Genomic DNA, 22990 nt, shown 5'->3' with positions numbered 1-22990 from the left:
GAGCTTTACGTGCGATTTGCGCCTTGAGTCTGAATGTTCAGATTCGCAATCCACTTCGTCCAGACTTAATCAGAGGCTCCTTAGCCGGTTTTAGCTGGTTTGTTGAGTTCGGGGGCGGGTTTGCCGAATAGGTACCCCTGGCCATATTTGAAACCGATGCGCCTGAGACGTTTTGCCGTCAGCTTATCCTCGATACCTTCAGCCACCAGGCGATGGCCAGCGTCAATAATCATTTTGGCGAGATAGATCAGGATCCGCTGTTGCTCCTTGTCGTTGAGCAGCTGGACCAGGCTGATGTCGAATTTGACGATGTCCACTGGCATGGTGGCGAGATATTTAAAGGAGGAGTAGCCGCTGCCAAAGTCATCGAGAGCGATCTCGAAGCCGATGTTTCGCAATCGCTTGAGGTTCTTGGTTGCCAAGTGAAGCTGGGTGATCAGCGCCGTCTCTGTGACTTCCAGCACCAGTTTGTGGCTCCTTACGTAGGGCTGGAAATCCTCCAGCCAGTCGATGATGCCTTCGTCCACCACCGAGGGGGGAGAGAGGTTGATCGAAACCCCGCTGCCGGGTGGGATGCGATTGCTCTCTAAATCGCGAAAGATTGCCTCGATGATCGAGCGGTCAAGATCGGGTTCGAGTCGGCGTGCTTCCACCAGCGGGAAGATATGGGAGGGCATGATCAGCTCATCGCCATGCTGGATACGCACCAAGGCTTCATAGTAGTGGGTCTGTCCGCTCTCCAGATCGACGATCGGTTGGTAGTAGATGTGCAAATCTTTTCCACTGGTCACCGCCTCGTAGACTGCGAGGCGGGTCCAGCTGGAGAAGAGCCCCTGGGTGCTTTTCTCCATCGCTGGGGTGAACAGGGCGATGGAGGATGAGCTGGGCCGCTTGGCGGAGTACATCGCTACATCCGCCTTCCACTGCAGGGATTGCAGTGGATCGTTTTCGAGCCGGTCGGTGTGGGTCAGTCCAATACTGATGCGCACAGGTTCGCGTACCCCAAACTTTTGGAAATTGCTTTGGGCGGTTGCCTGTTCACAGCGTTCGGCAATGCTCAGTGCGGTTTGGGGTGTGCAGTTGATGAGGAAGGTGGCAAATTCATCACCGCCGAGACGAAACAGGCGTTCATTCTTGCGCAGCACGCCTTGGATAGTTTTGGCGATCACTTTCAGTACCTGATCGCCAGCCTGGTGGCCGTAGCTGTCGTTTATCGCCTTGAAATGGTTGATGTCGAATAGCGCTAGGCAGATCGGGGTTCGGCTGTCGGCAAAGATGTCATTGAGTTCCTGCCAGTATTTCTCGAATGCTCGCCGGTTGTGTGCGCCGGTGAGTGGGTCGTGGTGGGCCATTTTCCACAGTTCACGATTTTTCTGGTCAAGGCTCCGGTTAACGTCGTTGAGCCGCATGTGGTAGGCGTTGAGTGATTGCCGGATCTTCTCCAGTTCGGCGATCTGGAATGGTTTACTGAGCGAACTTGGGACAGATTCACCAGGGTTTTCGCGCAACAGATCGATGTGTCGGGAGACTCGCTGGATCGGTTGGCTGAGCAGCCAGATTACGAAGGGGTAGAAGAGCAGGGTGACCAGCCCCATGAGTAATCCAAAATGGACGAAGGCTGATGTCATGATCTTCAGCAAGGTATCGGAAAAAGGGTCTGTGCGCAGATCAAACTCGATCAGGCCCTGCAACTCATGCAGTGGAATCGGGGCCGCGGCTGGCCGTTCAATATGGATCGTTTCTGCGTCGATCTGGCTGAAGCCGCCGGTTCTGAAAAGCTCCGGCAAGAATCGAATCAGGGTGGCGACATAACCCAGTGTTGAGCCCTCCTTGTTGGTGACTGGGGCGTACAGCAGTAGCGAGGGTTTGTTGCCATCAAAGATCAGTGTTGCTGTGTCGGACTTCTCTGGCACCCGTGCTGGCAGCAGTGAGGTGTCGAGTTTGCCTAGTACCTTGCCTTTGGCGTTATAGATGGCAGCATCCTGGGTGTAGTCCGGCAATACTTCTGAGCTGAGTGCTCGGTGTTTATGCCAGTAAGCGTAGAAGTTTGGATTCTGGATCTGCTGCCGCACTTCCTGCCAGCGGGCATACGCTTTGGTGCGGTCAAGAATTTCTCGATAGGCGGCATTGATGGCCCTGCTTAGTTCGACATCTGCTTGAGTGAGTGAGGTGGTCTGGAACTCCTGTCTCAGATGGTCTATCTGCTGCAGGGTAATGATGCTGAGGAGCCCCAGCATAGCCAGGGCGGCAAAGATGAAAAGGGCGAGATAGGCCTTGATGGATGGGGCTTTTTTCGCCATTTTTGGCCTATTTCCTGTTGTTGTTTTCCAGGGCCGCTTCCACGGCTTCTACCAGATCGAATTCGTGTTCGTGATCGAAGAAATGGTTGGCTCCCTCCACTTTGATCAGTTTAACTCGCCTATCTTGCAGTTGTCGGCTCCATTGCGGAGTGATGCGCTGATCGGAGCCACCGATGATAACCGTGGTCGTGGTCTGGATGGTTGCCATCTTCGACAGGATTTTCTGTCTGGACCAGCTGACATAGGAGAGATAGGCGGAGGGGGTGGTCGGGTAAAGCTTACAAAATGCCAGGCCAAAGTTGTCGAGCCTCTGCCCCTGGCCAGCCTTGATCGCGTGTTTTGCGCGTTGGATATCTGCCAGCGTTTCATTGGCAGCTGGACCCTGGCCGAAATGGGTGAGGCTGATCAGAATCGCGGCAGATACTGGCGCATCCGGCTCGGCGCCAAGATAGCCAACCAGCGTGACACTGCCGGCGCTGTGTCCGATGATGATAGCGTTCTGGCCGGTGTGCGTCTTCAGCCATTGGTTCCAGACGCCCACCTCTCGCCTATCCTGATCGAAGGAGTGGGTATGGATTGCTTCGCAGGGCAGACTGGCATTGCGCTGGTCGATACCAAGCGTCAGTGTCGGAGTAAGCACGCTGTATCCACTCTCTGCCAGGGTTTCAGCGAGCCGGCGGACAGTAAAGAACTCCCGGGTTTGCAAAAAACCGTGCAGGATCAGTATCGGCGGGGCGTCGAGATTCCCCTGCCGGAACTCCGCGCTGGCTCGAATCCCTTTGGCCATTTTCAGTTCGATAAGCTCTGCCTTGAGTGGTGCAGTGAATAGGCTCAGCAGAATAATCAGAGCGATGAGGTTTGTCGCATTGTGGGGGGCTGCAGAAGCCATTGTACGCTCGCGGATGTGGTTGGGGTGGCGCTGACAGATGTTAGCTTGGAATAAAGTGGTTCTACTGCTCGATTGTCGGCCGGGCCTGGCTGTGCTTGAGTCGGCAGCGTTCTGGAAGGCGGTGGCTGTTTAGGCTTGTTGTTGATTCCACAAGGTTTTCCTGCATGCTACTATCCGCGCCCTATGCGCCTTTCCGATTTTCGATACGAGCTGCCTGACGAGCTGATTGCCCAGTTTCCCCAGCCCTCGCGAACCGCGTCGCGCCTGCTGTGTCTCGACGGCAGCAGTGGTCGGGTCGTCGACCGGCAGTTTACCCAATTGCCCGACCTGCTGCAGGCTGGCGATCTGCTGGTGTTTAACGATACGCGGGTGATGCGGGCCCGGCTCTATGGACGCAAGGCCTCCGGTGGCAGAGTGGAGCTGCTGATTGAGCGGGTGTTGGCGCCGCAGCGTGTGCTGGCTCACGTTCGTGCTAGCAAGTCACCCAAGCCGGGGAGTCGCCTGCTGCTGGGTGAGGCAGATACTGAAGTCGAAGTGGTCGCCCGGGAGGGAGCGCTGTTTGAGCTCTCCCTGGCTGATGGCGATTTCTACCAATTAATGGAGCGGCAGGGGCATATCCCGCTGCCACCCTATATCACCCGTTCCGACCAGGTCTTGGATCAGGAACGCTATCAGACCGTCTACGCACGCAGTGAGGGAGCGGTGGCCGCGCCGACAGCCGGGCTCCACTTTGACCAGCCGCTGCTTGATCGGCTGGCGGCGACCGGGGTCGGAATGGCCCATGTCACCCTGCACGTGGGGGCCGGCACCTTCCAGCCGGTGCGTGTCGAGAACCTCGATGAGCACGAGATGCACAGTGAGTACCTTGAGGTGGATGAGGTGGTGTGCGAAAAGATCAGAGAAATCCGTGCCCGCGGGGGGCGGGTCGTGGCGGTGGGTACGACCACCGTGCGCAGCCTGGAGACGGCGAGCGCGGATGGGAATATCCGTCCCTACCGTGGCGATACCCGCCTGTTCATCCGCCCCGGTTACCGCTTCTCCAGTGTCGATGCGATGGTGACCAATTTTCACCTGCCGGAGTCGACCTTGCTGATGCTGGTGTCGGCCTTTTCCGGTTACGACGCGGTGATGGCCGCCTACCGGCATGCGGTCGAGCAGCGCTATCGCTTCTTCAGTTATGGAGATGCGATGTTTCTGACCCCCTCATCAAGCGCCAAGTACGAGTAGGGGGCGGAGCTGAGTCAGTGTCTCGAAAGAAAATTGAGGCAAAAAAAAGCGCGGCAGGGGTGCCGCGCTAAACGTTTCCACCAAAGGAGGATGGAGGAGTGTGGGCTGATTCAGTTAAGAATCAGCACATAATCATCTTCTAATATAATTTATTGGCTGTCAACTAATCCTAGGGAAAACCCTTGCTTTCAGGATATTAAATCCTGTTTGCCCCAAAATTATAGGGCGAAGGTGGCAGCAATTACCAATGTAGAGTCATGTACTTCGAAAAGATCAAAACCGATGGGGCAGCGCGACGCGGCCGGCTGACATTCGAGCGGGGCACTATCGAGACCCCCGCCTTCATGCCAGTCGGCACCTACGGAACCGTCAAGGCGATGACCCCGGAGGAGCTGCAACAGAGCGGCGCCGAGATCATCCTTGGCAACACCTTCCATCTGATGCTCCGACCAGGCACTGACGTAATCCGCAAGCACGGTGATCTGCACGGTTTCACTCACTGGGAGCGACCGATCCTCACTGACTCCGGTGGCTTTCAGGTGTTCAGCCTGGGAAAGATGCGCAAGATTACCGAGCAGGGGGTCGCGTTTCGCTCGCCGGTGGATGGCAGCAAGGTCTTTATGGGGCCGGAGGAGTCGATGCAGGTGCAGCGGGAGCTGGGTTCCGACATCGTGATGATCTTCGATGAGTGCACCCCCTATCCGGCCACACAAGAAGAGGCGCGGGCCTCGATGGAGCTCTCGCTGCGCTGGGCAGAGCGCTCGAAAGTCGCCCACGGCGACAATCCGGCAGCGCTGTTCGGCATCGTCCAGGGTGGAGTCTATGAATCTCTGCGCCAGGCCTCTCTGGAGGGGTTGATGGCGATCGGCTTCGACGGCTATGCGGTGGGTGGGCTGTCGGTGGGTGAGCCGCCAGAGGATCGCTGGCGCATCCTCGACTTCCTCGCCGACAAGCTGCCCGCGGATAAACCCCACTATCTGATGGGGGTCGGTACCCCGGAGGATATCGTCGGGGCGGTGCAGCGTGGTATCGACATGTTTGACTGCGTGATGCCGACCCGCAACGCGCGCAATGGCCACCTTTTTACCCATCAGGGGGTGGTGCGGATCCGCAACGCGGTACACCAGTACGATGAGGGGCCCCTCGACCCGCTCTGTGACTGCTACACCTGTCGCAACTACAGTCGCGCCTACCTGCGCCATCTGCAGCGTTGCAACGAGATTCTCGGTCATCGCCTCAACACCATTCACAACCTCCACTACTACCAGTCGCTGATGCGTGGCCTCAGAGAGGCGATCGAGGCTGGCCGGCTGGAGACGTTTGTGGCGGAGTTTTATCGGATGCGCGAGTAAGATACCGGATTCGGGCGACGGCCGTTGGTTTGGCCACTGCATCTTCAATGCTTCTGTGTCATAATCCGCGGCTGATTTTGCCGCCGCCAGGCGATTTGCGGCGGCTATGATGAATTTCCAAAGAAATTAGCGGGAAAAACCATGAGCTTCTTTATTTCCGATGCATTTGCCGAAGGCGCGGCCGGCGCTGGACAGGATCCCCTGATGGGACTGTTGCCGCTGGTCCTGTTTGGTGTGGTGCTCTACTTCCTTCTGATCCGGCCTCAGGTGAAGCGCCAGAAGGAGCACGGTAAGATGGTCGAGAGTCTCTCCAAGGGGGATGAGATCGCCAGCTCCGGCGGCATCGTCGGTAGGATCACCGGCCTGGGCGATAACTTCATCACCGTGGAGGTCGCCGAAGGCGTCGAGCTGAAGATGCGCCGCCAGGCAGTGGAATCGGTTCTGCCAAAGGGCTCTATCAAGGAGATGTGACGGACCGGCAACCGCCGATCCGTCAGGAGCCTCTGGATGAATTTGTACCATAAGAGTACCGTCCATGATTCGTTCAGAGGCACCTTAGTCAGGAACAGTTCGCCGGTTCTCTCCGGCGTCGCAACAAGCATATCGCGATGAATCAATACCCCCTGTGGAAAAACCTGTTGGTGGTGATCGTGATCCTGGTCGGGGCGCTTTACGCCCTGCCCAACATCTACGATCAGGATCCCTCCATGGAGATCTCCGGCACCCGCCGGGCTCAGATCGATGCCACCACACCGCTGCGTATCAACACGGCGTTGGCAGCTGCCCAGATCACAGCCAAGGCGATAGAGCCGCTCGAAGGCAAATTGCTGGTGCGCTTCAGTAGTTCGGAAGATCAGCTCAAGGCGGTTGAGGTTATCGCTGCAGAACTGGGGGGAGACTTCAATCAGGCGCTGACGCTGGCACCCGATCTGCCCGACTGGCTGCGCAGCTTGGGGGCCGAGCCGATGTACCTGGGGCTCGACCTGCGCGGCGGCATTCACGTGCTGATTGACGTCGACATGGAGGCGGCGGTGCAGCAGGCGATGGAGCGTTATGCGGGCGATATCCGCGGCCTGCTGCGCAAGCAGAAGATCCGCTATCTGCGGGTGGCGCGTGAGGGTGATGCGGTATTGGTCAAGTTTCGCGATGCTGCCAAGCGGGATGCGGCAGAGCAGAAGATCCACAGTGAATTCCGTGAGTTGGTGCTGGAGACTCTAGACCGTGGTACCGACTTTTTTGTGAAGGCTAGCCTCACACCCGCCGAGCGTAGAGGCGTGCAGAAGTTCGCTCTGGAGCAGAACATCACCACCCTGCGCAATCGTGTCGACGCGCTGGGAGTGGCGGAGCCGCTGATTCAGCAGCAGGGCGAGCGGCGCATCGTGGTGCAGCTGCCCGGCGCACAGGATCCGGCCAAGCTGAAGGAGATTCTCGGCGCTACTGCGACCCTGGAGTATCGTCTCGCCGACACCGAACATAGCGTGCAGGATGCGGTCAACGGCCGAGTGCCCCCGGGTTCTAAACTCTATCGGGAGCGTAACGGGCAGCCGGTGTTGTTGAAGAAGTCGGTGATCATCACCGGTAATCAGATCACCGATGCCTCCTCTGGACTCGACCAGCGTGGCGGTGGCCCTATGGTCTCGGTCACCCTGGACGGCGTGGGTGCCAAGCGCATGCGCCGTCTCACCAGCGAGAATGTCGGCAAGCCGATGGCGGTGGTGTTTATCGAGAACCGCACCATCACCCGCATGGTCGACGGCAAGCCGGTCAAGCATAAAGTTAAGGTGGAGGAGGTGATCAGCATCGCCAATATCCTTGAACCTTTCGGTCGGCGCTTTCAAACCACCGGCCTCGACAGTTCGGAAGAGGCCCGAGATCTAGCGCTGCTGCTGCGTGCCGGCGCGCTGGCTGCTCCCATCGAGATCGTCGAGGAGCGCACCATCGGCCCCAGCCTGGGTCAGGACAATATTGACCAGGGCTTTCAGTCAGTGGTGATCGGCCTGGTCTTGGTGATGGTCTTCATGGCGGTCTACTATCGCGTCTTCGGTCTGGTGGCGGACCTTGCGTTGGTGATGAATCTGGTGCTGATCATCTCGGTGCTCTCCATGTTGCAGGCCACCCTGACCCTGCCAGGCATCGCTGGCATTGTGCTTACCGTGGGTATGGCGGTGGACGCCAACGTGCTGATCTTTGAGCGTATTCGCGAGGAGATTAAGATCGGTAACTCGCCCCAGGCGAGCATCCAGGCCGGTTATGGCAAGGCACTCTCCACCATCCTGGATGCCAATATCACTACCCTGATCGCGGCGGTGGTGCTGTTCAGCTTCGGTACCGGCCCGATCAAGGGCTTCGCGGTGACCCTGGCAATCGGTATCCTTACCTCCATGTTCACCGCGATCATCGGCACCCGGGCCCTGATCAACCTGATCTATGGCGGTCGCCGGGTCAAAGAGCTGGCGGTGTAACAGGAAGCAACGACCATGCAGATATTCAATAAGACATCCAAGTTCAATTTCATGGGTGGGCGCAAGCTGGCCTCCGGTCTCTCCGCGGCGGTTATCCTGGTGGCGCTGGTTTCAGTGTTCGCCAGGGGCCTGAATCTGGGTATCGACTTTACCGGCGGTACCCTGGTTGAGGTGGGCTATGCGCAGCCTGTCGAGCTTCCAGCGGTGCGCAAGTCGCTGGTTGAAGGTGGTTTCGACGACGCCACGGTGCAGCATTTTGGCACCTCCCGCGACGTGCTGGTGCGTCTCGCCCCGCGTGACGGGGTGGAGAGCGCGGTGGTCAGCGACCAGGCATTTGCCGCGATGCAGCGTGCCACCGAAGGTAAAGCTGAGCTGCGCCGGGTGGAGTTTGTCGGTCCCCAGGTGGGTGACGAGCTGACCGAGGATGGCGGTCTGGCGATGCTCTATGCCCTGATCTGTATCCTGCTCTATGTTGGCATCCGTTTCGAGTACCGCTTTGCTATGGGCGCGGTGATCGCGTTGGTGCACGACGTGATCGTCACTATCGGCATCTTCTCCCTGTTCCAGGTGGAGTTCGATCTGCCGGTGCTGGCAGCGGTATTGGCGGTGATCGGCTACTCGCTCAACGACACCATCGTGGTCTACGACCGGATCCGCGAGAACTTCCGTAAGATGCGTAAGGGTACGCCGATCGAGATCATCAACGCCTCCCTTAATCAGACCCTGGCGCGTACCCTGGTGACCTCCTTGACCACCCTGCTGGTGCTGATCGCACTGTTCCTGTTCGGTGGCGAGATCATCCACGGCTTCGCCCTGGCGCTGATCGTCGGCGTGGTAGTCGGTACCTACTCCTCCATCTATGTGGCGAGCAGCGCAATCATCATGATGGGCATCAGCAAGGAGGATCTGATGCCGGTGGAGAAGGAGGGTGCCGAGCTGGACGAGCGGCCCTGAGTGACGCTAGCCACTTCTGCCGGGCGCGGTTCCTAGGGGGATGGCGCTCTGGCCCTCCCGTATCCTTCTGTAGGGTTGGTTTTGAACAGCCCAAAGCAAATGATCAGCCCAGCCTTCGATACAGCACATGCGGTTGATAAGATCCTCTGTGGATCTATGTCAAAGCGGGGCTAAAACAGGTTGTTTGGGGATAGCCTTTCAAGGTGATGAGCAAAACGCCCTCACCTCTGAATGTCATATGGAAAACTTTGCAGCGACTTCCTTTAAGTTAGTAGCAAGGCGGGCTTGGTCCTTGCTAGCGGTGGCTGTGTGGCTGGCGCCATCCGCTGTTTGAGAGGCAAGGTTATTGATGGAGACCACCCTCTGGTTGATCTCTTCTGCGACAGTACCCTGCTGTTCCACGGCAGTGGCAATCTGGACGTTCATCTCTTTGATATGTTCAACAGCTTGAATAATCCCGCTAAGCGTTGCCCCCGCATTCACGACTTTTTCTACGCTGTTTTCCGCCTTTTTTTGGCCTTTCTCCATGGCATCAACAGCCTCCTTGGCACCTTGCTGAAGCCGTTCGATGATTTGCTGAATCTCCTGGGTAGACTCTTGAGTTCTTCCCGCCAGAGTGCGTACCTCATCAGCAACAACCGCAAAACCACGGCCCTGTTCACCCGCACGAGCCGCTTCAATCGCGGCATTCAGTGCCAGCAGATTGGTTTGTTCTGCTATGCCACGAATGACATCCAGAACTGTACTGATTGAGTCGCTCTCATCTTCTAGTTTGTGGATGACAATCGATACATTTTGTACTTCACTGGCAAGGTCATTTGTTGCTTTAACAGCCTCAGCAACAACCTCTCGCCCTTTAGCCGCCTCATCATTGGCCTGCTGAGCAGCCTGTTCTGCTAGATTGGCGTTTTTCGCCATTTCATGTGTGGTGCTAGCCATCTCATTCATTGCAGTGGCAACTTGCGTAGTTTCACTCTGTTGCCTTTCCACTCCTTGATTGGTCTGCATCGAAACAGCCGAAAGGCTTTCAGCGCCGGATGAAAGTTCTTCACTGGATCTATGTATATTAGCGATGAGGCCACCAATATTGTTTGCAAGTTCATTGAAGTCATGGGCTAGTATGGAAAATTCGTCTTTTCCCTTGTAATCCATGCGAGTTGAGATGTCTCCCTGAGCAAATCTACGCATCGATTCCGTTGCCATGGCCAATGGACGATTAACTCGACGCAGCACGATAAAGCTAATAAAAATCAAAACGACCAGCGCGACTGATGCCGTTACTAATAAGATTGTGCGGCTGCTGCTGATCACGCGATATCCCTGTTCTTCTGCTTCTGCCTGTATCTTGTCTACAGCTTTCACCAGCGTATTGAGCGCCTGCTCCATGGAAGTCCCTGCCGATTGCATATCGGTGAGTGCTGACCGCATCTCTTTGGAAAGTCGCAGGCTTTTTCTTCGCAGGGTCAGAATGGAGATTTTTTCATTGATGAGCGTTTCCACCAGTCGATCAAATTCTTTGTTCAGCTGCTTGATAAGATCATTCAGTTCCTTATTATCGGATGATTCCTCATCAACTTTGACAATAGACTCCTTTGTGGCCTGGATGACCTGAGCAAGCTGGTTCTCTTTGATGCTGGTTAGGATATCGGGATTACTCTCCAACATAAATTGCCGACCCAAGCCACCCATGATGGCAACACCGGTTCGGATGCTTGAGCTTTCTTGTTGCAGGTTCGAGGAACGCCCAACAGGCTAGCTGATACCTGATCACGAAATTGGAAAGCAGTTTCCGCATCTTGATCCCCAATTTCATTTATATCCTGAAAATCCTGGATCTTTTTGTATAGTTTTCGGATACGTCGTTTAGCTCGCTTGTTGGAGAAGTTGATTTTTCCTGCAATGCTTTCGGCTGTTTGTTGGATAATCTGTATTGCCGAGTCCATCTTGGTTACGAAATCTGCCTGTTCCTGGTTGATTTGAAGAGTTGCCTTCTTTTTCTCAAATAAAGTGTTGCCTGCATTTATAAAATCTTCATACGTTTTTTCAAGTGCAGTGAGAGACTCTTTTATAGTGATATCATTCCCCGCCGCATTTTTTGCACTGGCCATTGCGGAAACGAATATATTTTCCATCGCACCATGGTTTTTCAGGCTCATCAACTTCTCTAAGGAATTGGTACTGATAATCTTTGACTGGTGACTAAAAACACCTGTAATCGTATTCTTGATATCATAGTTTACAGTCTGCAGCGGTATTGCTTTTCCAGCTATTTTCTGCTGGTTATCCGAAATGCTTTGGTAAGCGGTCAGGGATGTAAGGACCTGAATCAAAACAACCGCTACGGCAGTAACAACCCAGATTATCAAGAGCCCTTTGATCGTGATGTTGAGCTTTTTCATCGTTGCGTCCTTGATGCGGAACGAGCAATCAAAAGAGTATCGGGAGAAGTTATTACCTCTCCCGTTTCTGGTTTCAGAGCTCAGACCAGTTGAAGGCGACAAACTTGCCGTGCTTGATCATGGTCGGCCATATTTTATGGCTTGCTTGATGTTTGGTTTTGCTAAAGCCAACCTTGCTACCGATATCAACATTGGGAGAATTTAGGGACTCCAGCCCATCTACGATGCTCTCTCTGTTAGGGTTGGAACCAGCATTTTTCATACCTTCCACAAACAGCTTGGCTACCAGATAACCCTCTAGTGAGACGAATCCCGGCTCCACACTGGCGTTATAGTCATTGAGGGCTTCACGATATTCCTTGACAGTGGCATGGTCGGAATCGAAGTGTGGAACCACCTGAGTTACGATGACGCCATCACCCTTGTCGCCCAAAGCCTTGGCCAGGGCGGTGCTTCCGACAAAGGAAACATTAAGAAACTTGGTGTCAGGGAGGTCTTCCTTGGCCATCTTGATGAACTTGGCGCAGGGAGCGTAGGCTCCCACCATGATGATCGCCTTGGGTGCGATTTCAACATCGAGGAAGGTTCCCAAGCCATCTTCCACATTCAGAGTGTTGCGCGTGTAGCGACCGTGGGCCAGTTTTTCAGGATTCGCTACGCCTTTTGCCTTAAGTGCCTTCATCGCCCCTTTGTAGCCAGCATCACCATACCCGTCATTCTGGGTGAAGAAGGCGATCTCTTCAGGCTTGATGCCAGAGGAGAGAAGACCATCGATCATCGCAGATGTTTCTTCCGCATAGCTTGCGCGATAGTTGATGATATAGCGGTCAGGTGGCGTCTTGCGCAATACGCCGGCGCCGGTAAAGGCACCGAATAGCAGCGTCTTTTTCTCGTTGGCGATCGGTACACTGACAATGGCGGTGGGTGTTCCCACATTCCCCATAACAGCAAGCACCTTCTCCTCATCGATCAGTTTGCGCATGTTCGGGGCCGCCCTGGCTGGCTCATAGCCATCATCCAGCGCGACTAGTTTCAGGGTGTTGCCATTGATTTCTGATTTGTTGACTTGATTGAAATAGGCTTCGATGCCCAGTTTCATGCCCTGTCCCAAGGCCTGAGCCGGTCCAGCCAAGGCTGTGGACATACCCACCTTGATCTCAGCAGCCTGAGTGGCAGAAACACCCAATGTGCAGGTAATCAGTGCAGTAATGGTGGTTTTGCGGAAATAAGAAAGAATTTGTGTGTTCATTTCAGCCCCTTTTGTGAAAACTCCTTGTAGCGGCTCAACAAAATGGGAGTGCGAGATGGGCCCCGAGATTAAGTAATGAATGTGCCAAACCTGCTACTAAATGCAGGTATCGGCCATGGTTAAAAAATCTTTATTGTCTATCAGGGGATTAAAATCACCGGCTAAAGACGGTGAGCTTTAGCAGCGAAAATGAGCTGACAGATAAGAGGGAAGGGGTATGGACCACATATATGGCAGCCTGATGTGGTAAGGGTTTTCCGGATATAAAATCAGAGACTGTAAATTAAATTATGTAGCTGCTCATAGACCAATACCTGAAGTGGCCCACAAAAATACTGGACAGGGGTATAAAATTTGACTCGCTAATGAGAGAGATGAGATGAGCAAGAAACGAAAGCAGTACAGTGCAGATTTCAAGGCCAAGGTAGTGTTTCTATCCTGTGGGAAATAGAAACGAGGGCAGAGCTGGCAATCCGCTATGGGCTACACTCGACCTAAATCAATCAATGGAAGCGATAAGCACTGGAGAATCTGGCTGAGCTGTTTGAGCGAGGTAGCATAAATCAGGGCCCTTCGACCTTATCGGTCAACTGACGGTGGAATGCGATTTTTTAGCCGGAAAGCTCGGTTACTGAGCCTCAAGGATAAACACCAGATGATTGAGTACCATCCAGAGTTGAGTATCAATCAGTAATGCCAGCTACTGAATATCAGCCGTTCCACCCACAGTTATTGCCCATGCCACAGGATAGTGATGGTCTAGGGATAATGCGCCTGCGCGATGAGTAATACATGAGAACGCCATTGTTTGGGTCACAGAGTATGGTGACGTACCTTAGGTGGTAGGCACCTCATCAATCGCAAGCAGATTCGCCGGCTTATGCAGCATATGGGTTGGCCTCCATTACCCCAACCTTTAATACCAGCCGAAGACACCCACAGCACAAAATGGGTATCAGTAAGGAGGATCTAATGCCGCTGGAGAAAGAGGGCGCCGAGCTGGATGAACGCTCTTGAGCGATGTGCTGCTAGGCACTTGTTCCGGCAGAGGGTTGTTCCGAGATGGTTTCCGAAGGGGCGGCTCTGAGCAGACCAAGGCGAACGGCCAGTCGTTCCAGCAGCAGTATTCCACCTGCAAGAAGATAAAATTTGATAGCTGGATCGCCCGCCTTGCTTAGCCAGAGGTAGTGGAGCAGGCTGGCGATCACTGCTAGATGTACCAGCTGGTGGAGTCGTTGCCAGTTGTGCTTGAGGCGGCGCATCATGGCGTTGCTGGAGGTGATGGCCAGCGGTAACAGCAGTATCAGGCTGGTGAATCCTGCGGCGATGAAGGGACGCTCTTGCAGCTCGTAACCGACCTCCTCGAGACTGAACCCCAGTTCCAGCCAGAAGTAGATGAGAAAGTGGCTACTGGCATAGAAAAAGGCGAGCAGTCCCAGTGCCCGGCGCAGTCCCATCAGCCAGTTCCAGTCCGACAGGCGGTGACCATAGTCTGCTGCAAGAGCGATCATGCCCCGCGAGCACCAGCGCCGTAACGGGCTGACCGCATAGATCAACAGTAGAAAGATCAATGCCCACTCGCCTGTGCTGTGAATCAGCCGCTCAAAGCCATTGATGCCAAGGCTGTCGCTCAGGAACTCCCAGAGCAGTCTGATGGAGGGTAGCAGCGCAAGAAGGATCAGGCTCCGCTTGAGCAGAAGGCTGTTTTGGTTGGCGAGGCGAGCGGGATTGAATCGTAGGACCGGCATGACACGGCTGTTCCTCAAAAGTGTTGCGACAGATCCATACCGCTGTAGAGCGATGCTACCTGTTCTGCGTAGCCATTGAAGGGCAGGGTCCGGCGCTTTTGCAGTTCGCCGATGCGGTTTTCCCGTCGTTGACTCCAGCGGGGGTGGGGGACTGCGGGGTTCACATTGGCATAGAAACCGTACTCGGAAGGTGCTGCCTGTTGCCAGCTGGAGAGAGGCTGCTGTTCGCTCAGACGGATGCGCACGATCGCCTTGACACTTTTGAAACCATATTTCCAGGGTACCACCAGTCGTAGCGGGGCACCGTTCTGATTCGGCAGTGGGGCGCCGTAAAGCCCAGTGGCGATGATGGTCAACGGGTGCATTGCCTCATCGATACGCAGGCCGTCGCGGAACGGCCATTCGAGCACTGGTCGGCGCTGCCCGATCATCTCTGAAGGACGCTCCACGCTGATGAGTTCCACATATTTGGCGCGGGAGGTGGGGCGGACAAGCTTCAGCAGATGGCAGAGTGGGAAGCCGTTCCAGGGGATCACCATCGACCAACCCTCGACACAGCGCATGCGGTAGATGCGCTCTTCCGTTGGCCAGCGTGAGAGCAGTTCGTCGAGTTCGAGTGTCAGTGGCTGCTCGACCTCACCATCCACCTGCAGCGTCCAGGGGCGTGGGTTGAACTCCTGAGCGAGCAGGTGGATCACCTCTTTGTTGTTGGAGAACTCGTAGTAGTTGTTGTAGCGAGTGACAGATTTCAGGGGGGTTAATGTGTTGGTTTTGTTCAAGCTGGCAGGTTGGGCGAGTTCGCAGCCGTTGCCGGCTCTGCTGCCAATCAGGGGCAGCAGCCCGACGACTCCTGTTGCGGTCAGCTGCTGGATAAAATGCCGGCGTGCTTTCCAGACCGCAGGAGGAGTGATCTCCGATGGTTTGGGTTGATTGAACTTGAAAACCATAGTGGTGATTCAGCCTCCTTGTTCTTGCAACTGAAGGGTGTTCAGTTGGGTCCTGCTCAATATCTGCGCAGGGTTTTGATGTACTGAATCACCGACTGCAGTTCGGGCTCAGAGAGCTCGTCGCCCCAGGGTGGCATACGATAGGAACGGCTCATTTTTTCACCACCTTTGCTGATTATCTGATGTAGGTACTCATCAGGGGCCCGGCTCAGGGTCAGATTAAAGGGTGGTGGATTTTTGATGATCTTTGCCATGCGGCCATTGCCTTCGCCTGTTTTGCCATGGCAGATGGCACAACGTCCCTGGTAGATGTTGCTGCCGAGTTTGAGTGAGATGCTTTTACTCGATTCGAGCTTGCGCAACATGGCAACCGCCTGCTCTGTCTCTGTGTGCAGATATTGTACGAACATGACCACCGATTCGATCTCTGTCCAGGTCAACTCGTCTCCCCAGGGGGGAGAGTAGTCGTGCATCGCCTTCTTGCTGCCGCCCCAGATCACAATCTCTTGTAGACTTTTTTTGTCCACGCCATAGCGGGGTTCCATCAGATTGGTCTTGGGGTAGTTTTTTAATGCAAGGGGCAGTACCCCCTCACCCATTCCTACATCGCCATGACACAGGGAGCAGCGCTCCTGGAAGACTCTTGCGCCCTTGTCCAGGTTGGGCTCGGTCTGATTGCCTGCCAGGGCTGCGCTGGTGACTGCCAGGCTGCCGGCAAACAGCAGCGCTGAAGCGGATAAGGTTCGCATGGCCTGCTCACTTCTCAACGATGATGTCCATATACATGTTTGGATGAATTGCACACTCGACAGGGATCTTGCCCGCTTTGTCGAACACGACGCTGCGGAACTCGCCCTTTGGATAGGAACCCAGATCGAATGTTTTTAGATCGGAGAGGCTGTAGACATTGTGGAAGAAAGGATCCTGGTTGGTGAATTTGACACTGTCACCAACCTTGATACGCAACTCCTTTGCGGTAAATGCCTTGTTCTTCTGGCCCACTTCGTGCTCTGCAGCGACTGCGGGCAGGGTGTTGATCAGCAATATGCTGGCAATGGGTAGGACGAATTTTTTCATCGCGTGTTCCTCTTGCGAATGGGTTGTTTTTGCTGTCTGGAGCTCAGTGCTCCCAGGCTTTATCTGTACTATTCAAGCGGTAGGAGCGGCAGTTTGAAGGGTTTCTGGGGGGTGGTCAGTGCCTTCATGAAGGCAACGATCGCCTCCATTTCCTGCTGGTTCAGCTTCAAGGCTTTGATGTTGGGTGAGAGATCCTGCTTTACCTCGCCACCACGGTTATAGTGCTGCACCGCCTCCATCAGGGTGCTGGAGCTGCCATCGTGAAAGTAGGGCGCCGAGAGTTCGATGTCTCTCAGGGTCGGGGTCTTGAAAGCCCCTTTGAGGATGCGTATTGGCTTCTGTGCATAGCGCCCCATATCCGGATTCTCTTTTCCGTAGGAGGCCAGGCCCACATTGTGGAAGCCGTTATCGGTGAAGTTAGGCGCTGAGTGGCAGACTTCACAGTTGCCTTTGTCAGGGTCGATAAAAAGCTTGAAGCCCTGCACCTGTTGAACGCTCATGGCGTTGGTATCCCCCTTGACCCAACGATCGAAGGCGGAGTTGTTGCTGATGATGGTGCGCTCGAAGGCGGCAATTGCCTTGCCCGCGGTGGTCGCGTCGACCGGCTCTCCCGGGTAGGCTTCGGCGAAGGCTTCACGATAGCCATTGTTGTTGAGCAGTCGCTTCAGGGCGATCATGTCGGTGTTCATCTCGACCGTGGCTTCCATCGGGCCAGTGGCCTGATCCTCCAGGGATTTTTTTCGGCCATCCCACATCTGCAGAGAGTTGAATGCGGTGTTGGTGATCACCGGGGAGGCGCGGCCTAAGACCTGACTTTTGAATCCCTTGGCGGTTGGCAGCCCATCTGACCAACCGAGCATCGGACTATGACAGGTGGCGCAGGACATGTTGCCGTCGCGGCCGATGCGGGGATCAAAATAGAGCTGCTTGCCGAGTGCGATGCGCGCCGGGCTGGGTTTATTATCAGCCGGATAGGGTGGTTCGTCCGGCAGCAGCCACTCCTGCAGGCTTGGGTGGCCGGGTTGCGCAACATATTTGCTGTCGGCGCTGGCCGTGCTGATGGTGATCAGGCTGCCCAGCAACAGGCTCAGAGGCAGCAGTGTGGGTTTTACCAGTAATTGACTCAGTTTCATGTTGTTACCTTTCTTTGGTGGCGCCCTGATGAGGTGTTCGCAGGTTTAGGGGCCGTGCTACAGGGTGAATTGTCGAACGGTGGACTGCAGTTCTTCAGCGCTGTTTGTGAGACTGGAGGAGGAGGCACGTAGACTCTCTGCGTTGCTATTGGAGGATTCAGACAACTGCACGAGTTCGCCGAGAGCGGAGGTAATACCGGAGACGGCGTTCTGTTGCTCGGTCATTAGATCAACCACTTGATGCATGACCTGTTGCAGATCACGGGCCTGCTCACTGCCCTGGCTGGAACTGGCAGCAATCTCTTGTAGGTCGTTGATGTGGTTGCGTGCATCTTTCAGGGCGGTGCCAAGAGCGCTGACGGTAGAATCGACACTGGAAGAGATGGTATCCGCCATCTGCTGGATCTGTTCGGTGGCCTCCCGGGTATTGGTGGCGAGATGACGCACCTCATCGGCGACCACTGCAAAGCCTCGTCCATGATCCCCGGCTCGCGCCGCTTCGATGGCGGCGTTGAGGGCCAGCAGATTGGTCTGCTCCGAGATATTGTTGACGGTGCCAACCACTGAGGTGATCGTCTCCGCTGCCTGTGCCAGCTTGCGGGTAGTCTCCACCGTGCCTTCCATCTCCTGCTGAAAACGCTCGAAGGTTGTGACCATCTCCAGCATCTGATTGGCCGCTGCTGCAGCGGACTGGGCGGTGGATTGCGCGTTGTTGGCGGCCACGTTGAGCTGGGCGGTGGCATTGTCGGTGGCGGTTGAGACCACTGAGGTATCCGACTGGATACGCTGTACCCCCTGATGCAGTTTTTGTGAGACCGCAAAGGCATCCGATGCAGAGGTGTTGAGGTGCTCGGCCTCCTGTGACAGCCGCGAAGAGTTAGTGTGCAACCCGGAGATGATGTTGTGCAGTTTTTTTATGGTGGTCTGCAGTGCGCTGAGGGTCTGGCCGGTTTCATCCCTGCCATAGGCGTTCACCTGGATGCTGAGATCACCCGATGCCAGTGCATCGATGGCCTTGGCGGTGTGGAGCAGCGGCCGGGTGAGCAGATTGGCGGCGATAATGCTGATCAATAGGCCGATGCCAAAGGCAATCGCAAGTCCGATCCCGATACTGATCAGGATGGTGCGGCTCGCGGTGATGCTCTGTTGCATACCCTGTAGCAGAGTCTCGCGTTCTGTTGTCACCAGTTCGTCCGACAGACCGGCGATCTTCTTTATCGAGGCCTGGACCGACTGCATCTTGCCAAAGGCCTCCTGGTCCTTGTTGGCTTTACCTAACTTGATGATCTGGATTTCTACCGGGCGGATACTCTTGAGTTCTGCGGCAAGCTCGCTCACCTTTGGCTGATCAGGCAGCTTCTGCTCCAGCAGCTGGATGTTCTCATCGAGGATGGCGGCAGCGCGGATCATGCCGATGGCGTTTTTACGGATTTGCCCCGCCTCTTCGGCTGCAATCAGCTCCGCCTTGGCGCGCGCCATATCCAAGACTGCGTTACGGGCGTTGGTTGCCGCGTCAAGCCGCTCTAGTGCCAGGCTGACCGTGCTCTGGGTGGCGTGGTTTTGTCGATCAATGAGGAATCCGGCGATCAATGCGGTAACACCGAAGATAACGATGAATGACATAATCAGGCCGATGATCTTTGCCTTCCAGGGGATGTTTGAAAGCAATTTATCGAGTGAATTCATCGCAAGAAACCTCAGGGATTCTGGTCGCTAAAACAGGAATCGGCTTACTTGGTTAGAACTTTAGATTCTACTGTGGAGCCGCTGATCAACGATTTTGCGCAGGAAATGAGAGGGATAAGGGGTAGAAATTCAGACTGCGATCTTGCGGAAGCAGGCAGGATAGATGATCTCTGCGGTTGAATCGCTCGCAGTGCTGTGAGGTTCCTGGCAGGGATGCGTCACCTTTTCGATAGAGATGATCTCAACCGGAAAGGGGTTGGCGCTAAAAGCGCTCTGCAGCGAGGTATCCTGGAGGCTGTCGAGCACATCCCGCATGATCAGTTCCAGCGCCTGATCACTGAGAGGGGGATCAAACTCATTGTTTCGCGCCATGATAAAGCCCGCTGGTTACTGGTTGCTTGAGTTAACTCCGGTAACGGTATCGGGCGGGAATTCTTGAGCCGGGCAGGGTTGGCTCGGGAAGTGGGTTAACACGCTTGCCGAAGTGTGGCGGCTGCGGCGTGGTGGTAGATCAGGCGTTCAGCTTGTCATCCAGATGGGGGCGGATCTTGCGCAGCATAGCGTTATGCACCTTGATGCCGCCGGCGATCACGTTGCCGGTTTCGAGGTAGCGCTCACCGCCGCCGATGTCGGTGACCATGCCGCCGGCCTCGCGCACCAGCAGGGCGCCGGCGGCAAAATCCCATTCGGAGAGCCCCAGCTCCCAGAAGCCGTCGAGCCGGCCTGCCGCCACATAGGCAAAATCGAGCGCGGCTGAGCCGGGGCGGCGCACGCCGGCGGTCTCTTCGATCAGCTCATTGAGCATCCCCATGTACTGATCGCGGAAGCGGAAGTCCCGATAGGGCAGGCCGGTGCCGAGTAGTGCGCCCTTCAGTCCTTTGCGGTTGCTGACCCGCAGCTTGCGATCATTGAGCAGTGCGCCGGAACCGCGACTAGTGGTGAACATCTCGTCGCGGAGTGGGTCGTAGACCACGCCCAGTTCCAGCCGCCCCTTGTGCTTCATCGCGATGGAGATGGCGAACTGGGGGAAGCCGTGGAGATAGTTTGTGGTGCCATCCAGCGGGTCGATCACCCACTGGTAGTCATCGCCGGCGTGCGTGCCGCTCTCCTCGGCGAGGATCGCGTGGTTGGGATATTTTTCCCGCAGCACCTCGATGATCACCTGTTCCGCGTTGCGGTCGACCTCGGAGACAAACTCGTTGCGCCCTTTCTCGGAGATGTTTAGGACATCGGCCCGCTCGTAGTAGCGGAGCAGGACCTTGGATGCCTCACGGGCGGCGCGTACAGCTATGGTTACCATCGGATTCATGGGCGGCGAGGATACAGCAAGCGTGCTGGAGGATAAAGAGCGAGTGCCTTCAAGTTGGCGGCGATAGCCGGCTTTGGTAGGCTGCCGTGCCATGTTGAAAAATATTCGCATTGTGCTGGTCGAGACCAGCCATCCGGGCAATATCGGTGCGGTGGCCAGGGCAATGAAAAATATGTGCCTGAGCCGCCTCTGCCTGGTGGCGCCAAAACGTTATCCGAGCGAAGAGGCGGTGGCGCGTGCCTCTGGCGCTCAGGATCTGCTCGATGCGGCGGAGATCTTCGATGACCTGGATTCGGCTCTGCAGGGTTGTCGGCTGGTGATCGGCACCAGCGCCCGGGAACGCTCAGTCGCCTGGGCGGTGTTGAACCCCCGCGAGTGCGGTGGCCAGGTGATCGAAGAGGCGGCGGTGGGTGAGGTGGCGCTGGTGTTTGGTCGCGAGAACTCCGGCCTGAGCAATGAGGAGCTGGATCGCTGCAATCTGTTGGTGCATATCCCAACCAATAGCGACTACAGCTCCCTCAACCTGGGCGCCGCGGTACAGCTGCTCGCCTATGAGGTCTATCTCGCCTCGCTGGAGGAGGCGGATAAGCCGCTGCGTGCCCCCAGAGAGGTGGCCAGCGCCGAGATGCTGGAGGGCTTTCACACCCATCTCGCCCAGGCATTGGAGGATATCGGCTTCGCTGACCCGCGCCAGTCCGACAAACTGCTGCGCCGCCTGCGCGCGTTGTTCCATCGCGCCCGCCCTGACCGGGATGAGATCAATATTCTGCGTGGCATCCTCAGCGCCGCCCAGGGGCGCAAATCAATGCGCCGCTGAGGCTCCTAGGCCCAGATTCATTTAACGGCTTCTTAGAGTCCGAGCCTGTCGCAGAGCCTCAGGGTCGGTTCCGACTGGTTCATAGTATAGAAGTGGAGCCCTGGTGCGCCGCCCTCCAGCAGACGGCGGCAGAGTTCCGTGACCACCTCGAGACCGAAGGCGCGGATGCTCTCCAGGTCATCGCCAAAACCCTCTAGCCGTTTGCGAATCCAGCGTGGGATCTCGGTGCCGCAGGCATCGGAGAAACGCACCAGACTGCTGTAGTTGGTGATCGGCATGATGCCGGGGATGATCGGGATCTCAACACCTAGTCGGCTGCATTCGTCCACGAAGCGGAAGTAGGCGTCCGGGTTGTAGAAATACTGGGTGATGGCGCTATCGGCGCCGGCATCCACCTTGCGTTTAAAGTTGGCCAGATCGGTCTCCGGGTTGGGTGCCTGAGGATGAAACTCGGGGTAGGCCGCCACCTCGATGCGGAATTGATCGCCGAAACGCTCGCGGATCAGGCTGACCAGTTCGTTGGCGTAGTTGAGCTCCCCCAAGGCGCCAAGACCGGCGCCGGAGGGTAGGTCGCCGCGTAGCGCGACGATGCGGTTTACCCCCTGATCCCGGTAGTGCTGCAGGATCGCCACCGTCTCCTCGACGCTGGCGCCGATGCAGGAGAGGTGGGGGGCGGTCTCTATGCCCTGTTCGCGCAGCCAGTCGACGCTGGCAAAGGTACGCTCCTGGGTGGAACCGCCGGCCCCGTAGGTGACCGAGAAGTACTCAGGTTTGGCCTGGTTGAGCTGGCTGATAGTGCGCTTGAGGTTTTCGAAACCCTGCCCCGTCTTGGGCGGGAAGAGTTCGAAGCTAATCGATGGCGCTGTTTTTGTCTGGGATGTCATCGATGACTCCTGCCAAACGGCGACGTCCCGGCCCGCTCCCACCGCTGTAAAACGGGGTGAGGTGGTCCGGGCCGTCGCCTATCGGATTGAAGGATCAGTAGCGGTAGTGATCGGCCTTGTAGGGACCTTCCACGGGAACGCCGATGTAGTCGGCCTGCTCCTGGGTCAGCACGGTCAGCTTGGCGCCGATCTTATCCAGATGCAGACGGGCCACCTCTTCGTCCAGCTTCTTCGGCAGGATGTAGACGCCGATCGGGTACTCTTCGGGCTTGGTGAACAGCTCGATCTGCGCCAGCACTTGGTTGGTGAAGGAGTTGGACATGACAAAGCTGGGGTGGCCGGTGGCGCAGCCCAGGTTCACCAGACGGCCCTCGGCCAGCATGATAATGCGTTTACCGTCAGGGAAGATGATGTGGTCGACCTGCGGCTTAATGTTCTCCCACTCATACTTCTGTACGCCGGCGATGTCGATCTCATTGTCGAAGTGGCCGATGTTGCAGACGATGGCCTGATCTTTCATGGCGGCCATATGGTCGTGGGTGATGATGTCCTTGTTG

The 22990-nt window shown here is 56.1% G+C and carries 21 protein-coding genes; 6 read left to right on the top strand and 15 right to left on the bottom strand.

The features are described 5' to 3' along the window. Positions 1-80: 80 nt before the first annotated feature. Together RIFP1SYM_RS10290 and RIFP1SYM_RS10285 are read right to left on the bottom strand one after the other, a co-directional pair. The gene (locus RIFP1SYM_RS10290) at positions 81-2300 is read right to left on the bottom strand and encodes a putative bifunctional diguanylate cyclase/phosphodiesterase (RefSeq protein ID WP_005963894.1); all 2220 of its coding nucleotides are present in this window, start codon (positions 2298-2300) and stop codon (positions 81-83) included. A gap of 7 nt (positions 2301-2307) precedes the next feature. Next, positions 2308-3189 carry an alpha/beta hydrolase gene (locus RIFP1SYM_RS10285; RefSeq protein WP_005963891.1) on the bottom strand — a complete coding sequence of 294 codons (882 nt, stop codon included), beginning with the start codon at positions 3187-3189 and terminating at the stop codon, positions 2308-2310. A gap of 183 nt (positions 3190-3372) precedes the next feature. Here RIFP1SYM_RS10285 and queA point away from each other — a divergent pair, with 183 nt between their 5' ends. The 5 genes from queA to secF all read left to right on the top strand — a co-directional run bounded on the left by queA (position 3373) and on the right by secF (position 9184). Then, positions 3373-4416, top strand: a complete 1044-nt coding sequence (queA, locus tag RIFP1SYM_RS10280) for a tRNA preQ1(34) S-adenosylmethionine ribosyltransferase-isomerase QueA (RefSeq protein WP_039960275.1) — start codon at positions 3373-3375, stop codon at positions 4414-4416. A 257-nt stretch (positions 4417-4673) separates the two neighbouring features. After that, on the top strand, positions 4674-5768 hold the full coding sequence (tgt, locus tag RIFP1SYM_RS10275) for a tRNA guanosine(34) transglycosylase Tgt (protein ID WP_005963885.1): 1095 nt from the start codon (positions 4674-4676) through the stop codon (positions 5766-5768). A 141-nt stretch (positions 5769-5909) separates the two neighbouring features. Then, positions 5910-6239: a preprotein translocase subunit YajC gene (gene yajC / locus RIFP1SYM_RS10270; protein WP_005963882.1), complete on the top strand. Its 330-nt coding sequence runs from the start codon at positions 5910-5912 to the stop codon at positions 6237-6239. A 137-nt stretch (positions 6240-6376) separates the two neighbouring features. Continuing rightward, positions 6377-8230: a protein translocase subunit SecD gene (gene secD / locus RIFP1SYM_RS10265; RefSeq protein ID WP_005963879.1), complete on the top strand. Its 1854-nt coding sequence runs from the start codon at positions 6377-6379 to the stop codon at positions 8228-8230. Positions 8231-8245: 15 nt separating this feature from the next. Further along, complete coding sequence (secF, locus tag RIFP1SYM_RS10260) at positions 8246-9184, top strand: protein translocase subunit SecF (protein WP_005963876.1); 939 nt, start codon at positions 8246-8248, stop codon at positions 9182-9184. Positions 9185-9418: 234 nt separating this feature from the next. On the opposite strand, the gene RIFP1SYM_RS10255 is transcribed toward secF, so the two are convergent. From RIFP1SYM_RS10255 to RIFP1SYM_RS10205, 11 genes are all read right to left on the bottom strand, one after another. Continuing rightward, positions 9419-10873 carry a methyl-accepting chemotaxis protein gene (locus RIFP1SYM_RS10255; protein WP_005963873.1) on the bottom strand — a complete coding sequence of 485 codons (1455 nt, stop codon included), beginning with the start codon at positions 10871-10873 and terminating at the stop codon, positions 9419-9421. Continuing rightward, positions 10822-11583 (bottom strand): hypothetical protein, encoded by a 762-nt coding sequence (locus tag RIFP1SYM_RS17485; RefSeq protein ID WP_039960274.1) that lies wholly within the window; start codon positions 11581-11583, stop codon positions 10822-10824. Before RIFP1SYM_RS17485 ends, RIFP1SYM_RS10255 begins: the two co-directional genes overlap by 52 nt. Before the next feature lie 73 nt (positions 11584-11656). Further along, the gene (locus tag RIFP1SYM_RS10245) at positions 11657-12832 is read right to left on the bottom strand and encodes an ABC transporter substrate-binding protein (protein WP_005963870.1); all 1176 of its coding nucleotides are present in this window, start codon (positions 12830-12832) and stop codon (positions 11657-11659) included. Between the two features lie 1028 nt (positions 12833-13860). Next, complete coding sequence (locus tag RIFP1SYM_RS10240; RefSeq protein ID WP_039960270.1) at positions 13861-14580, bottom strand: protein-methionine-sulfoxide reductase heme-binding subunit MsrQ; 720 nt, start codon at positions 14578-14580, stop codon at positions 13861-13863. Positions 14581-14594: 14 nt separating this feature from the next. Further along, entirely contained in the window at positions 14595-15527 is a 933-nt protein-coding gene (gene msrP, locus RIFP1SYM_RS10235; RefSeq protein WP_005963861.1) for a protein-methionine-sulfoxide reductase catalytic subunit MsrP, read from the bottom strand. 56 nt (positions 15528-15583) lie between these two features. Next, a complete protein-coding gene (locus tag RIFP1SYM_RS10230) occupies positions 15584-16276 on the bottom strand; it encodes a c-type cytochrome (RefSeq protein ID WP_006474830.1) in 693 nt (230 codons plus the stop codon). A 7-nt stretch (positions 16277-16283) separates the two neighbouring features. Then, positions 16284-16604, bottom strand: coding sequence for a plastocyanin/azurin family copper-binding protein (locus tag RIFP1SYM_RS10225; RefSeq protein ID WP_005963854.1), 321 nt, complete (start codon positions 16602-16604; stop codon positions 16284-16286). Positions 16605-16672: 68 nt separating this feature from the next. After that, on the bottom strand, positions 16673-17737 hold the full coding sequence (locus RIFP1SYM_RS10220; protein WP_005963851.1) for a cytochrome-c peroxidase: 1065 nt from the start codon (positions 17735-17737) through the stop codon (positions 16673-16675). 57 nt (positions 17738-17794) lie between these two features. Then, complete coding sequence (locus RIFP1SYM_RS10215) at positions 17795-19423, bottom strand: methyl-accepting chemotaxis protein (RefSeq protein WP_005963848.1); 1629 nt, start codon at positions 19421-19423, stop codon at positions 17795-17797. 129 nt (positions 19424-19552) lie between these two features. Further along, positions 19553-19795, bottom strand: coding sequence for a hypothetical protein (locus tag RIFP1SYM_RS10210; protein WP_005963845.1), 243 nt, complete (start codon positions 19793-19795; stop codon positions 19553-19555). A gap of 139 nt (positions 19796-19934) precedes the next feature. After that, positions 19935-20732 (bottom strand): inositol monophosphatase family protein, encoded by a 798-nt coding sequence (locus RIFP1SYM_RS10205; protein ID WP_039960277.1) that lies wholly within the window; start codon positions 20730-20732, stop codon positions 19935-19937. 91 nt (positions 20733-20823) lie between these two features. On the opposite strand from RIFP1SYM_RS10205, the gene RIFP1SYM_RS10200 reads away from it, so the two are divergent. After that, positions 20824-21549, top strand: a complete 726-nt coding sequence (locus tag RIFP1SYM_RS10200) for an RNA methyltransferase (RefSeq protein WP_039960268.1) — start codon at positions 20824-20826, stop codon at positions 21547-21549. Positions 21550-21581: 32 nt separating this feature from the next. On the opposite strand, the gene metF is transcribed toward RIFP1SYM_RS10200, so the two are convergent. Both metF and RIFP1SYM_RS10190 read right to left on the bottom strand, forming a co-directional pair. Then, positions 21582-22433, bottom strand: a complete 852-nt coding sequence (gene metF, locus RIFP1SYM_RS10195) for a methylenetetrahydrofolate reductase [NAD(P)H] (RefSeq protein ID WP_039960266.1) — start codon at positions 22431-22433, stop codon at positions 21582-21584. Between the two features lie 94 nt (positions 22434-22527). Continuing rightward, positions 22528-22990, bottom strand: a 463-nt coding sequence (locus RIFP1SYM_RS10190) for an adenosylhomocysteinase (RefSeq protein WP_039960265.1), incomplete at its 5' end; no start/stop codon positions are given.

It is taken from the genome of endosymbiont of Riftia pachyptila (vent Ph05) (genome assembly GCF_000224455.1).
Classification (GTDB): Bacteria; Pseudomonadota; Gammaproteobacteria; order Chromatiales; family Chromatiaceae; genus Endoriftia; species Endoriftia persephonae.
The sequence above is the reverse complement of the archived record's forward strand: the minus strand, read 5'-3'. Positions and strand labels throughout refer to the sequence as shown.